The 13,136-nt window shown below is 34.3% G+C and carries 14 protein-coding genes and 2 pseudogenes; 7 read left to right on the forward strand and 9 right to left on the reverse strand.

Annotation, left to right across the window (positions count from 1 at the left end; all coding sequences use genetic code 11):
• Positions 1 to 217: 217 nt before the first annotated feature.
• Complete coding sequence (locus tag LA754_RS05840; protein WP_077188604.1) at positions 218 to 1,411, reverse strand: bifunctional 2-C-methyl-D-erythritol 4-phosphate cytidylyltransferase/2-C-methyl-D-erythritol 2,4-cyclodiphosphate synthase; 1,194 nt, start codon at positions 1,409 to 1,411, stop codon at positions 218 to 220.
• A 263-nt stretch (positions 1,412 to 1,674) separates the two neighbouring features.
• Between LA754_RS05840 and LA754_RS05845 the strand changes: the two genes are divergently transcribed.
• The 6 genes from LA754_RS05845 (at position 1,675) to LA754_RS05870 (ending at position 7,289) form a co-directional block, all read left to right on the forward strand.
• Positions 1,675 to 2,739: an AI-2E family transporter gene (locus LA754_RS05845; protein ID WP_077188603.1), complete on the forward strand. Its 1,065-nt coding sequence runs from the start codon at positions 1,675 to 1,677 to the stop codon at positions 2,737 to 2,739.
• A gap of 129 nt (positions 2,740 to 2,868) precedes the next feature.
• The gene (locus tag LA754_RS05850; protein WP_077188602.1) at positions 2,869 to 3,504 is read left to right on the forward strand and encodes a DnaA ATPase domain-containing protein; all 636 of its coding nucleotides are present in this window, start codon (positions 2,869 to 2,871) and stop codon (positions 3,502 to 3,504) included.
• Between the two features lie 365 nt (positions 3,505 to 3,869).
• Positions 3,870 to 4,856: a tyrosine recombinase gene (locus LA754_RS05855; RefSeq protein ID WP_077190518.1), complete on the forward strand. Its 987-nt coding sequence runs from the start codon at positions 3,870 to 3,872 to the stop codon at positions 4,854 to 4,856.
• A 55-nt stretch (positions 4,857 to 4,911) separates the two neighbouring features.
• The gene (locus LA754_RS05860) at positions 4,912 to 5,637 is read left to right on the forward strand and encodes a lysophospholipid acyltransferase family protein (RefSeq protein ID WP_006279235.1); all 726 of its coding nucleotides are present in this window, start codon (positions 4,912 to 4,914) and stop codon (positions 5,635 to 5,637) included.
• A 51-nt stretch (positions 5,638 to 5,688) separates the two neighbouring features.
• Complete coding sequence (gene rpsT / locus LA754_RS05865; protein WP_006279236.1) at positions 5,689 to 5,958, forward strand: 30S ribosomal protein S20; 270 nt, start codon at positions 5,689 to 5,691, stop codon at positions 5,956 to 5,958.
• A gap of 80 nt (positions 5,959 to 6,038) precedes the next feature.
• Complete coding sequence (locus tag LA754_RS05870) at positions 6,039 to 7,289, forward strand: citrate synthase (protein ID WP_077190516.1); 1,251 nt, start codon at positions 6,039 to 6,041, stop codon at positions 7,287 to 7,289.
• 189 nt (positions 7,290 to 7,478) lie between these two features.
• Here the strand turns inward: LA754_RS05870 and LA754_RS05875 are convergent.
• The 3 genes and pseudogenes from LA754_RS05875 to LA754_RS05885 form a co-directional block, all read right to left on the reverse strand.
• Positions 7,479 to 7,979: pseudogene (locus LA754_RS05875) on the reverse strand (IS4-like element ISWosp8 family transposase); the annotation flags it as partial.
• 37 nt (positions 7,980 to 8,016) lie between these two features.
• Positions 8,017 to 8,839, reverse strand: a pseudogene (locus LA754_RS05880) (IS5 family transposase).
• 93 nt (positions 8,840 to 8,932) lie between these two features.
• Entirely contained in the window at positions 8,933 to 9,169 is a 237-nt protein-coding gene (locus LA754_RS05885; protein WP_457923629.1) for a hypothetical protein, read from the reverse strand.
• Between the two features lie 60 nt (positions 9,170 to 9,229).
• On the opposite strand from LA754_RS05885, the gene tnpA reads away from it, so the two are divergent.
• Positions 9,230 to 9,667, forward strand: a complete 438-nt coding sequence (gene tnpA / locus LA754_RS05890; protein WP_006279552.1) for an IS200/IS605 family transposase — start codon at positions 9,230 to 9,232, stop codon at positions 9,665 to 9,667.
• A gap of 10 nt (positions 9,668 to 9,677) precedes the next feature.
• On the opposite strand, the gene LA754_RS05895 is transcribed toward tnpA, so the two are convergent.
• From LA754_RS05895 to LA754_RS05915, 5 genes are read right to left on the reverse strand one after another with little or no spacing between them, the layout of a single operon-like run.
• Positions 9,678 to 10,262, reverse strand: a complete 585-nt coding sequence (locus LA754_RS05895; RefSeq protein ID WP_457923630.1) for a coenzyme F420-0:L-glutamate ligase — start codon at positions 10,260 to 10,262, stop codon at positions 9,678 to 9,680.
• 1 nt (position 10,263) lies between these two features.
• A complete protein-coding gene (locus tag LA754_RS05900; RefSeq protein WP_006279286.1) occupies positions 10,264 to 10,743 on the reverse strand; it encodes a dihydrofolate reductase in 480 nt (159 codons plus the stop codon).
• Positions 10,737 to 12,020 carry a dihydropteroate synthase gene (gene folP, locus LA754_RS05905; RefSeq protein WP_077190481.1) on the reverse strand — a complete coding sequence of 428 codons (1,284 nt, stop codon included), beginning with the start codon at positions 12,018 to 12,020 and terminating at the stop codon, positions 10,737 to 10,739. Before folP ends, LA754_RS05900 begins: the two co-directional genes overlap by 7 nt.
• Entirely contained in the window at positions 12,017 to 12,403 is a 387-nt protein-coding gene (locus LA754_RS05910; RefSeq protein WP_007548841.1) for a dihydroneopterin aldolase, read from the reverse strand. The genes folP and LA754_RS05910 overlap by 4 nt, the downstream gene beginning before the upstream one ends.
• Positions 12,404 to 12,442: 39 nt before the next feature.
• Positions 12,443 to 13,099, reverse strand: a complete 657-nt coding sequence (locus tag LA754_RS05915) for a CADD family putative folate metabolism protein (RefSeq protein WP_457923631.1) — start codon at positions 13,097 to 13,099, stop codon at positions 12,443 to 12,445.
• Between the last annotated feature and the right edge of the window lie 37 nt (positions 13,100 to 13,136).

Consider the following 13,136-nt stretch of genomic DNA (forward strand, 5'->3'; position numbering starts at 1 on the left):
CTGTCTTAAACGCTTTGTAAGCGCGTTTCGGCTTATATAGGTAAAAACCTAAAAATTTTTAAAGACATGCGATGCACGTAGCGCGAAAAATTAAACATGAGACGCCAAATACCCTAAGTTTTTTGTCATTAACCTGCACAGATTGCGAAGATAAATAAATAGCTTCAGTTTCATGATAAGGGGACTGGCGAAGGGTGTCAAGTAAGTTTTTTCGTTTCTATTCCCAATAAAAGTTTGTATGCAATAACACAGAAGCATGCACTGCTATTCCTTCATTTCTTCCAATATAACCTAATTTCTCTGCAGTGGTTGCTTTGATATTTACAAATTCATCATCAATTTCTAATGCTTTTGATATGAATTTCTTCATTTCTACTTTGTAAGGCGATATTTTAGGCTCTTCACAAACTATAGTAATATCTAAATTAGACACGCTGTACCCTTTTTCTTTTGCTTTTTTAGCAGCAAAGTCAAGAAAGTGAGATGAATTGCAATCTTTCCATTCAGAGGAACTAGGAGGAAAGTGCTCTCCTATGTCGCCACATCCCAGTGCTCCGAGTATTGCATCAACGATTGCATGTATTGCAACATCACCATCAGAGTGCGCTTCTATTGCCATGTTGTGTTCAATTTTCACACCGCAAATTTTTATAAAGCTTTCAGCACCATTTTGAACTTTAATGAACTTATGTATATCATAACCGGCTCCGACACGAAATTTTGGCTCTTCAAAAAGAAGCTTTGCCATATTGATATCCTCTTTTGTGGTTAACTTAAAATTGCTTTTCTCACCTTTAATGATCGCAACATGTTTTTTGTGCTCTACCATTAGTGATGAATCGTCAGTAAATTCTTTGACTGATTGATGGCATGATAATAATTCTTTGAAATTAAAAATTTGAGGGGTTTGTATGGCTCTGAGCTTTCCTCTTGAAATCGTAGATTCAATAAAACTATTACTCACCAATGACATAGTGTCTTCAACTTCTATTGCTGGAACTACTCCTGTATATTGATCATTAATCATAGATTCAACCAAGTTATCTATCAGAACATCTGACACAAAAGGCCTACAAGCATCGTGTATAACTACAAAATCTGGGTTAACTTTTTGTAAGCTTTCAAGCCCTAGTTTAACTGAACTTTGCCTGTTTTCTCCTCCGTATACAGGGCTTAGTAATTTAGTGTCTGTAATTAGTGATATAGCTTTCTCATAGAAACTTTCATGGTCTCTATTAATTGCTATTCTTATGTAATCTATATATTGGTTAGCCAGAAATCTTTTAATTGTATGAAATAAAACAGATTTACCTGCCAGTTTTATATATTGCTTAGGAATCGTAGAATTGCATCTACTGCCTACTCCCGCTGCAACTATTAATGCTGCTATTTTGTATTTCTTAGCGCACATATTTCTTTTTGTAGAAGCTTTCCTCTCTATCCAAGATTCTTTCCGAAAAATAAAATTTCTGACATCATATAAAAGTTACTTCCCCTATTAACTAGCATAATTATAATAGCAAAAGAGATATTTAGAGAGCTCAAAATCTATCTTCGCCTGCGGATTAAACAACTAAATTTTAGTAAAAAACGATAGTATTACAAATCGTAAAATACTTTCAACATAGGAAAAATAAATTGCATATTTTTCAGTAAATTAGCTATGCTAAACACATGCAAAAACGTCATATAACTATTTGTTTCATACTGCTTTTTATAATAGGGATGTTATTCCTGATGCGTACTATGATTTTTCCATGTTTAATATCTATTATTATTGCATATTTGTTTAATCCGCTAGTAATTAAGTTTGAAAAGTATAGAATACCACGTTCATGTTCTGTAATTTTTATAATACTTGTTTTATTAATAGCTTTTATACTAGTCATAACATTTGTTTTACCTATTATATATGTTCAAATTACTTCAATATTAAATTTCTTAGTGAGTAAAGTGCCTTCATTAGAGCTTAAAGTAATCCCCTCTGTATTAGAATTTCTTAATATAAAAATCGAGGATAGCTTATTTGATCACTTATCTAAAAATCTAGCAGAAAATTACAGCAACTATGTATCTTATTTCATGAATGCTCTTGATATTGCTAGTAACTTTATAATCCAAGTGTTAAGTTCAAGCTTTAACACGGTATCATTAATGGTGATTACTCCTGTAGTGTTTTTCTATATATTACGTGATTGGCCTTTAATTATAGAAAAAGCTAATAAATTAATCCCTATTCCTTACAGGGGAAAAATTGCAGATTATTTTTTCAAAGTGGATTTCATTATATCTAATTATCTAAAGGGGCAGGTAAATGTATGTATTGTCATGATGATCTTTTACTCTGTAAGCCTGAGCATAATCGGATTGAAACACTCTATTGTTATTGGAATTTTATCAGGAATGTTAACGTTCATACCTTACGTAGGGCCATTATTATATACCATTATTGGGTTTTTGAGCGCTATCACTCAATTTAGTGGATGGTTTGAAAGTGCTGCTGTTTTGCTATTATTTGGTGTTGGGCAATTAATAGATTCAAACATATTAGTTCCTTTATTAATAGGAAAAAAAGTTCATATACATCCAACTGTAATTATTCTGGGAATTACTATATGCGCTTCATATTTTGGATTTATAGGTATATTACTTTTTATTCCAATAATAGCAATGTTCAATGTATCAGTAGAATATGCAATCAATAAATATTTTAAAAGTGAGCTTTATAAAAACGGCTAACAGACCTTTTGCATAATCAATTTATGGTAAGAGGAGAAATGAGCCCAGAATACCTGACACATTTGAGGAGCGTAAGTAAATTTCTGCGCAAAAATTACTACCAGAAAGAGGTTACGTAAGAGGTTCAACGTGCAATTAAATTTATTTAACAACAATCAAGCTGATTATAGTCGGCAGAATTACATCGTCTTAGATGAAAATAAGCACGTGTATAATTCGGTAGTTAATGATTTATCTTGGAAATGTCTGATTCTTTTTGGACCTAAAAGCTCCGGTAAAACTCATCTTGCTCATATTTGGCAATCAATAAACGATGCAATTTTTATCAATGTGAATAACTTCGTAAGCGAGATTAGGTATAGCGATGCTTTTATTTTAGAAGACGTACAAAACATTAAAGATGAAGCAATGTTATTACATTGTTACAATTACATGAAAGAAAGTGACAAGAGGCTGCTAATCACTTCTTCAATTTCACCAAAAAAGCTTAACTTCAAATTAAGAGATTTAAGTTCTCGAATATTATCAACTATCAGCGTAAAAATTTTGCCTGCAAGCGAGGAATTATTAAGAATTATGCTAATAAAACGATTTTCAGATAAACAGTTAAAAATTGATTTAAAAGTGATTAATTATATTTTAGCAAGAATAGAACGTTCTTTCTATAGCATTGATAAAATTATAGAGAAGATAGATAATGAATCTATAGGGTCGAATGTGACCGTTCCTTTTATTAGCACTTTATTAAAAAAAGATGCCATTTGATTTCTTCTTTTGTAAAGGTGTATATTAAAAATTTATTAACACCCATAACACTAACGTAATTGAAATCTCTATCTGTCCATGTTAGAATTATAATCAATGTTATGTTATAATAAATATAGATAGATACAGCTAAGAAGTATTCTATATTTATAGTAGAGCTCACTTTATAAGGTGTTTTTTATAGATTTAACGTTATAATTTAACTATGATAAGAGTAAGATTAAATTTAAGAAAAAGGTTAAAGCAAAAGTTTGTGATGTTCACTCTATTGATAAATGCTTTATTTGTCTCATATTTTCTCATAAGAAACACAGGGAACACTTCTAATCAAATTATAGCCAAAGAAATAAATATAGGGGCTGATAATGAAAAATAAACAGTCGCAAAATAAAAAAGAAAATCTTTACATAACATATTACATAGATGCTTTAGCTTCAGAGAGGTCCGCTACACAAAATACTCTGGAAAGTTATCGTTCGGATTTACACCAGCTTGAAGAATTTTTATTGGAAAGCGGCACTACCTTGGTTGGTGTAAACAAAACCAATATTAAAGATTATGTGAAATCTTTATGTACACAAAAAAAATATAAAAGTAGCTCTATATCAAGAAAAATATCCGCTATGAAAAATTTCTATAAGTGTCTATTTAATGACGGAATAATAGATTTTAATCCAGCGCCGGCTAATGATGCTGAATTAAAGAATCCAAAAGTTTCTCGTCCTTTGCCTAAGTATTTAAGTGTCGAAGAAATATTTTTGCTAATGGACGCAGTGAGAAAATCAGCAAGCGAATCGAATAAAGAGATAAGCAGTAAAAGGCTATGTGCGATTTTAGATATCCTTTACTCTTCTGGAATGCGTGTTTCTGAACTAATTAGTATGAAATTATGTGAAGTGTCGCATTTAATAAACAGTAATAACAAAGAATGCTATATAATAATAAAAGGAAAAAGTGGTAGAGAGAGGCAAATTCTTTTTAATGAACAAGCATTGCAGAGCCTTAGAAATTATTTATCAGTTCGTGACAATCTGCTCTCTAACAGAAAGGAGTCTGATTGGCTATTCCCAGGTGATAAACCTAATAAACCAATTACAAGGCAGAGGGTCGCTCAATTAATGAAGGAGTTAGCAAGAAAATGCAATATTGATGAAAATAAGATCTCTCCACACGTGATTAGGCATTCTTTTGCTACCCATCTACTGGATAGCGGAGCAAATATTGTGTTGATACAGAAAGTTCTTGGCCATACTAACCTTTCTACAACACAAATATATACTCATATTGCTAACGAAAAGTTAAAGGACAAATTAGCTGATTCGCATCCTATTACTCAGATGATCAATAATTAAATTTATTGTTTTTAATTTGTAATAAAGTTAAATTTAAATAAATTTATGTGAGTTTGTGATTTCAAGTTTATTGTTTAATTTCTTTCTTATATTATGGGAGGTATTCTATACTTTCATTACTCTCCCTGTAATTTTCTTTTCTGAGTGTGTAATAACCATTTTCCTCGTCTGTTCGGTGAGAGTTGTATTATTCATGCTGCGTTTATTATGTGGCATTAAATATGAAGTGAGGGGAATGGAAAACATCCCTAAGCAACCTTTTATCATTGCATCTAAACACCAATCTCCATTTGAAACATTTATTTTTATACTACTATTTAGAAAAGCGGTTTTTATTTTAAAACGTGAATTGAAATGGATTCCATTCATTGGTTTGCATCTTATAGCGCTGAAAATGATTTTTATTAACCGTTCAGATGGTATCAGTTCTATACGCCATATAATCAAACTAGCAAAAATGCGTATAAAAGAAAATAGAAGCATAATAATATTTCCTGAAGGTACAAGAACAACTATAAACCAAAATATAAAATATCAACCAGGTATTGCTGCTTTATATAGCGTATTATCTGTTCCTGTGTTACCGGTTGCTTTAAACACTGGTTTGTTTTGGCCAAAAAGCATACTTTCTCTGAGAAAAAATCCCGGAAAGGCAGTAATAGAAATATTGCCCCCAATATATTCTGGGTTAAACAAAAATGAATTCTTGCAAAGTTTAGAAAAAATTATTGAAGAGAGAAGCAGTAGATTAACCATAGAAAAAACTGATATTGCAAATTAACAAAAAAACTTTATAATTAAAAGGAAAGTACAGTATTTTAGGTATTAATATATGGCAAATCATAAGAGTGCTAAAAAAATGATAAAGGTAATAGCAAAACGCACTTTAATAAATAAGATGCGGAAAAGTAAAACTCGCACCGCTATTAGAAAATTGGTTGATATAATCAAGTCTGGCGACAAAGAAAATGTTGTTCTGGCATTTCGGAATGCTGAATCTAATTTACACAAGTGTGTGAATAAAGGTGTTATTCATAGGAATACTGCTGCGCGTAAAATAAGTCGCTTAAATGCAAAAGTAAAAGCATTGATGACCGCTTAATACGGTTAATGTAAAGTTAACTGTATTAATATATACTCCTCAGTTTGTATATTCTGTATAAAATTTAAGTAGCTTAAGTGATGGATAAAAAAGTGCTATTAGAACTAAGTAATGGATTAAAAATCGAGCTACCTGTATTAAGCGGAACAACAGGTCCTGATGTGTTAAATATCAAGGATTTATATAAGATGACAGGATTATTCACTTACGATCCAGGGTTTGTTTCTACAGCTTCATGCTCTTCTACAATTACATTCATTGATGGAGATGAAGGAGTTCTTAAATATAGGGGACATAATATAGCTGATTTGGCAGAGAATAATAATTTTACTGCTGTGATTTATTTATTGCTCTATGGTGAATTACCCAGTTCAGAGCAACACAAAAAATTTCTTCTCAAAATACAAGAATCATCCAAAGTATCAGAGCAAGTTACAAATGTAATTAAAGCATTTCCAAAAACTGCTCACCCTATGTCAATCTTAGTTGCATGTTTTGCAAGTTTGTCAGCATCTTACCATGAAAAGCATGGCAACAATATCAATGGTGAAGATCTAGATTTTGGAATTTCTGCAATAGCGCAAGTTTCCACAATTATTGCAATGATTTATGGGCATATCAACAATCAGGAATTCATAAATGCTAACAATGAATTAAGTTACAGTGAAAATTTCTTAAAGATGATATTTGGCGATGCTGTTGATAATGATAAAAGCACCCTTTTTGCAAAAGCTCTGGATAAAATATTTACTCTCCATGCTGATCATGAACAGAATGCTTCTACGGCGGCTGTCAGATTGGTGGGATCGGCTGGTTCTAATCTGTTTGCAAGCCTCTCTGCAGGAGTTGCTACACTTTGGGGACCAGCACATGGTGGAGCTAATGAGGCAGTTATAAATATGCTAAAAGAGATAGAGCAAAGTGGAGATATAGATAAATTCATCGAAAAAGCTAAAGATGATAAAGATCCATTTAAATTGATGGGATTTGGACATCGTGTTTATAAAAATTATGATCCGCGCGCGCGTATATTGAAAGGCGCTTGCCATGAGGTTCTAAGTAAACTAGAACAAAATAATGAACTGCTTAAAATTGCAAAAAAACTTGAAGAAATAGCTTTAAAGGATGAATATTTTATTGTGCGTAAGTTATATCCAAATGTTGATTTTTACTCAGGTATAATAATGAATGCTATCGATATTCCCTCAAATATGTTCACGCCTATTTTTGCACTTGCAAGAACCACTGGTTGGGTTACTCAGTGGTATGAAATGATAAATGATAAAGAAACTAAGATCTGTAGACCAAGGCAACTCTATTTTGGTAAATAAATTTATTTTCACTTCATTAGACTTCTTGCATAACCCAAACTAAGTAGAAAAAAGGTGTCATCCGAGTAGCTGACACTGGTTCCTTTACGACGGAAGTGTCCAGAGGTGTCATTCCAGTCTGGAATCCAAAAAAAAGGATGGTGTCATTCCGTATCCGTTCAGCCAATGGCGTCAACTTAAGAACTTTCATTAGCAAACTCTCCTAAAGACATGATGGCGTTTAGGCTTATCTACTTTATTGCGGCTGTCCCGGTCGGATTTTAACTTTAGCGCGTATACTTAAAAAGGGCTTGAAAGTTTTTTGGTGCAATAAGTACCTGATAGAGTTTCTGTCTCATTACACTAAATAAAACTGAAAAATTTAAACGATACTCAGTAATTTGATCTGGGTTCCAAGGCCCTTGTGCATCACATATATGAAGCGATAATATATTGCACATGACCAAGTTTGCCCAAAATTCTTGTAATACAGCCTCTCCAGAAAAATTCTCTAACTCTGCTCCTACTTTGAGTCGTTTATAGCACTCCTCTATGTGCCACCTTAACACATAAGCTTTGCTCCAAAATCTCGGTCAAAAACTCTGTTTCTCAGTTGGCTAATGTCAGCACTATAACTCTTACTTTCTGTCCTTTCATTTTATTTTTTAGCTTTTCATTTTCTAATATAAAATCAAAATCTAATGCGCCAGCGTTCCCATAGCTTAGAGGTTGTCCACAAACCAGTAAATCAAGCATATTCCCTACTTAACATAACTTTACTCATAGCCAGATATATGAAACTTTCAGTAGATGTTGTAAGTAAATCGTACTCCTTTGATAGCCTTCTATTTCTATTGATCCAAGCAAAAGTCCTCTCTACCACCCACCTTCTCGGCTGTACTGAAAATCCAGGATCCCGTTGTGGCAATAGTTCTAGTGGTGTATCTTTATGCACCCAAAACCTACATGGAGGCCTTTTGACAATTTCAATATCTATCCCATATTCTCTCTTTACGTAATCCTTTAAATCTTTTCCTTGGTATCCCATATCAGCCCACATTTTCTTAATATTGCTGTATTTTTCCTTCATATTGTCCAATGCCATCTTCACCCCATCTCTGTCATTTTCGCTTGCAGCTCCTACATAGCAACCAAGCACAAATCCTTGAGTATCTGTGATTATATGTCTTTTTCTCCCCTTTACCTTTTTCGCACCATCATAACCTTTGCCCCCCCTTTTTCCGTGGTTTTTACCGATTGACTGTCCACTATGCATGCGCTCGGCTTCCCATTTTTGACCTACTATATTTAGTGATATCATAGTTCATTTTCTCAAAAATTCTCTGCTTTTTCCATCTTCTAAACTGTTCATGCACAGCCTTCCACGGCGGAAAATCGTGTGGTAAATAGCGCCATTGACATCCTGTGCGCAGTATATAAAGAATTGCATTTACTATCTCACACTTACTGTATTTTGGTGGCCTTCCTCCTTTCTTGTACGATACTCTGAAGTGTTTTTCTATTCTTGCCCATTCCCTTTTACTTAAATCTGTTGGATATTTTTTCCTCATCTCTTACCTCAATATTCTTTCTTTATATACTACGTATTCCTTGGTTTGTGGACAAACTCTAAGAAGTCTAATAGCAAATTTTTAAGTTCCTCTTTAACTCTTTAACCAGCGGGCTCGCATGAGGAGAGGAGAGTAAAGGTCCTCTTCCATAGATATCTTCACACTTTTTTCTTCTTCTGTAGTTGGCGGATGAGTAAGAAAGTGAACCTTTGGTGCACCACTAATTATTGCCATCGGTGTTTGCTCTGCCCCTTCTCCCATAACTAAAACAGCAGATGTTGCCAGTGCATCAAGAAGATTGACTTTCCATAAGATGGTACAAGCCTCCACCTTCTAGGTGGAGAAACTTTAGTTTGTCAATGTCATAACTGTACTTTATAAAGTATAGTTATGACGGAATATGACAAAGGAAAACACACTGTATTTTATCATAGGTACCATATAGTCTGGATTACAAAATATCGGTACAGAGTATTAACTAAGGCTATGAAGGAGAGAATACGAACAATCATAGCAGAAGTATCTGAAGAAATGGGGATTAAGATAGAAAACGGAGTAATATCATCAGATCATTTACATTTATTCGTAGTAATACCTCCTCATATAGCTGTGAGTGATTTTGTTCAAAGAGCCAAAGGCAGGTCTTCACGCAAAGTTCAACAAGAATTTCCAGAGCTAAATAAAATGTACTGGGGAAAGCGTTTTTGGGGAAGAGGATACTTTAGTGCTACCAGCGGACATATCACAGATGAAGTCATTAATGAGTACATCAATAAACATACAGATGCACATCAGCCTCATTCTATATCTAGTATAAGATTGGAGTAGCTTTAGCTTCTCATCGCGCTTCCAGCGCTATATCCAACCTTTCGGCTCTCAGCCGATAGTGGTTGAGTTGTGTTACTTGCAGTGGTTGATTATAAAGATCTGGCTTGCCTATATAGGAATAAAGTGGTTCAAATCCACACCAACCAAGAGCAACGCCCGTAACCCCAAGGCGCATAGGTGTTATGTTACTATCTGTAATCAAAATACCAAGATGTTTTATGCAGTGTTTTGTCTTGAGATAGTTCCATATTGATAGAGCTGTTTTCTGAACATCCTTTGGGTATAAAATATACATTTCATTACCATTTGATTCATCAATACCAGCAGATGGAATTAAGATATTGTCTTTGATTGTTAAATAGATGCCGTAAGAATTATGGTCTACATCAACAATTGCATCAGCTTCTCTTTTGATTAGCTCTTCTTTAGAACAAGCAGTTTTGCAAACCACTTGTTTTTGACAAATAGAAATGATTTTTGATGTGATAGCAAGAACAACTTCCTCTCTTAGCAACTCTGAAACATAGCGATCAAGAACCTGCTCTAATACTTCTCCACATTCAATGCGGTGGGTATAAATTGCTTCAACATGCATATTAACGTGTCAGCTTGCATATAGTATAATCTTTTGTTTGAGCAAGAGCGGTTTTATACCATCCATCAAGAAGTGTTAAGTTGAAATATACATCACCTTTATAAAGTCTGTGAATTTCTGTTATGATAAACTCTGAAATTAGATCATACTCCAAAAAAAGGTGCGCTATTTGTGCTCCACCAATCATGAAGACTTTAGAACTACTTTGGATTGACAAAAACTCTTGCATAGAAGAAATAATAGTGCATTTTACTCCTCTGTTAAAACAAGAATTTAATTTGTTACGAGAAAAAACAACAGGGATACGATCCTTCAATATGTTTTGAGGCATAGTTTCAAATGTTTTTCTTCCCATAACAATAACTTGTTTGTCAGTTACCTGACGAAAATGATCTAACTCACTTGGATAATGCCAGGGCAATCCATTATTTATTCCAATTACCCCCTTGGGATCAACAGCCATAATTCCGATAACTAGCATCCCTGTAAAGCAGCTTGAGCTACAAAGAATCGCATGTGATCACGCACATTATGCACTCGAAGGAAATCAACCTTGTTGTGCAATGCAGATGATAAAGCAATTGTTTCTAAATCTCGGTTAAAGACAGGTTCTGTAGAAAAAGAAGAAATAAATGACTTTCTAGAATGACCAACCAGAACTTTGCAGCCAAAATTTTGTAACGTTTCTATACTGCGTAAAATCTGGATATTCTGGTACATAGATTTGCCAAAACCAATACCAGGATCAATAATGATCGAGCTTTGATCAAAACCTAGAGCTAGTAATCTATTAATGTTCCTTTCTGCCCAATTACTTATGGTATCAATTGGATCAATGTCACTTGGGATAATGTTGTCACTATGTGGTGGTATGGAGAGTGAATGCATAATAACGATACTACATCCACTGCTAGCAATCGCTTTTAAGGTATTATCATCTAGATCTCCCTTCTGATCGTTTACCCAGGCAATGTTGTAGTGCTCCAAAACGTTCAAAATAACATCTGGCCAGAAACTATCAATGCTGACTTTAATGTCACCAACTTTCATATATTGATTAAGGTCATCAAGCACTGGTTTTAAGCGTGCATACTCTGCTTTTGGAGTTTGTATTGAGGAGCCAGGTCTTGTTGATTGAGCACCAAGTTCAACTATGCTTGCACCATCTGATAACAGCCGCAGTGCCTGCTTGGTTGCTTGATCTGCATCATAATAAAGACCACCATCTGAAAATGAATCAGGAGTAATATTGACAATACCTATAAGCTCTGGTGAAAGCGTAAAACTCCTTAAAAAGCAATCCTTAATGTTAGGGTTAACAGTACCAAACGTTTTGTTAACTACTGCCATGGGACTCAGCATTGCCATCAAGTGAAGCAAAAATGGTCTGTTTATCAATTCTGGGTGAGGAATCTTAAGGTAGGGTGTATCAAGTGTCAGGTCATCCCATAACAAAATATCCAAATCAATAACGCGAGGTGCCCATTTTTCATAGACCTGCAGACGGCCAATGTCACATTCAATTTGTTTAAGGCCCTTTAACAGCTCTTCAGGAGAAGAAGAACAACTTCCATACACAACCATATTTAGAAATGGCCTGTCCCACCCAGGTGGAGCATCATTCGGTAAAATAGCCTTAGTTTCCAGAATAATTGAAGATTTTAAATTTTTAAAATAGCGTTCCTGCAGTAACTGAGCAGCCTTTTGTAAATGGGAAAAGCGATTCCCCATATTTGAGCCAATAGAAATGTAAATCATTCTTGCAACGCATTACGATAAGTAAAGAAAACACCTCCATGCACACTGGGGACAGGTGGTGCAACTTTGTGAATAGTTACGCCTATAGAAGAAATAATAAGCTTTTTTTGCATCACAAGGTTATTAATGGTCCTGTATATATCATGAGTTAAATGCTCGATTAAGTTGAATTGCTTGCTTTGAACGAGAGATTGAATACTCTGAACTACCTCCAAGTAGCATATAGTATCCTCAAGCCGGTCAGTTGTAAGTCCTAAAGGGGGGGATTTAAAGGTAAAATCAATATTAACACTAACTAATTGAGAATGATACTTCTCTTCTGCACTATAGCCTAAATGAACCCAAAGCCGTAAGTCAGATATAAGAAGATTACATGCAGACATTGCATTCCAACATCACTGAGTTTAAGCTACTTACAACTACTAACACACGCTAGCATTCATCATTCCATCAAGAAAACCCCACAAGAGCCTTGCTCCCTTTTGAGCACCCTGCATAACTTTATCTTGCTCTTTTTCATCTAGATCTTCAATAAGATTTGCACATTCCTCAGAATGCCATTCATCAGCATGCATATGGACCGTAAAAAATTGAAGAGAACGCTCATCACTTATTGAATAGTGTTTTTTTAAACCTTCAATTTTAGACTTAGAAACCTCTGGAGTTTGACGTTCATAAGCATAAAGTGCACCCAAACCGGAAGCAAAATCTGATCGTACAATATCAAAGTAACCGTCAACTAATTCTTGTGTCTCCTTAACTTGTGCATCTTCAAGAAGATCAGACCGTGCTACTCCAAGTCCTTCAGCAAAACGCTTCCATAACTCTGGATGATTTTCATCACCTTGTTCTTCTTCTATCAAATTACCAAGCAAAACCTGTCGCATTTTTAGATCTGGGCACAAAAAATGTATACCACTGATATAACGAGGAAACGCAGCAACGTGGTGATAATATTCTTTAGCATAGGTTTGTAAAGCTTGCAAGCTTAAGCTTCCTGTATTCCATGACTGGTAAAATGGATGATTTAGTAAGCGCAATTCATCTAACTTGTTATTTAGAGACTTAGTAAATTCCATCATTTCCCCCATTACATTAATATATAGTTCATATACT

It is taken from the genome of Wolbachia endosymbiont of Muscidifurax uniraptor (assembly GCF_054149795.1).

Coding starts and splice junctions, on each gene's coding strand:
- LA754_RS05910 (WP_007548841.1), bottom strand. CDS start 12,403: ATGTCTGCATGTAATCTTCTTATATCTGACTTACGGCTTTGGGTTCAT.
- LA754_RS05870 (WP_077190516.1), top strand. CDS start 6,039: ATGGATAAAAAAGTGCTATTAGAACTAAGTAATGGATTAAAAATCGAG.
- LA754_RS05900 (WP_006279286.1), bottom strand. CDS start 10,743: ATGCTAGTTATCGGAATTATGGCTGTTGATCCCAAGGGGGTAATTGGA.
- LA754_RS05855 (WP_077190518.1), top strand. CDS start 3,870: ATGAAAAATAAACAGTCGCAAAATAAAAAAGAAAATCTTTACATAACA.
- LA754_RS05840 (WP_077188604.1), bottom strand. CDS start 1,411: ATGTGCGCTAAGAAATACAAAATAGCAGCATTAATAGTTGCAGCGGGA.
- LA754_RS05895 (WP_457923630.1), bottom strand. CDS start 10,262: ATGCATGTTGAAGCAATTTATACCCACCGCATTGAATGTGGAGAAGTA.
- rpsT (WP_006279236.1), top strand. CDS start 5,689: ATGGCAAATCATAAGAGTGCTAAAAAAATGATAAAGGTAATAGCAAAA.
- LA754_RS05845 (WP_077188603.1), top strand. CDS start 1,675: ATGCAAAAACGTCATATAACTATTTGTTTCATACTGCTTTTTATAATA.
- tnpA (WP_006279552.1), top strand. CDS start 9,230: ATGACGGAATATGACAAAGGAAAACACACTGTATTTTATCATAGGTAC.
- LA754_RS05915 (WP_457923631.1), bottom strand. CDS start 13,099: ATGGAATTTACTAAGTCTCTAAATAACAAGTTAGATGAATTGCGCTTA.
- folP (WP_077190481.1), bottom strand. CDS start 12,020: ATGATTTACATTTCTATTGGCTCAAATATGGGGAATCGCTTTTCCCAT.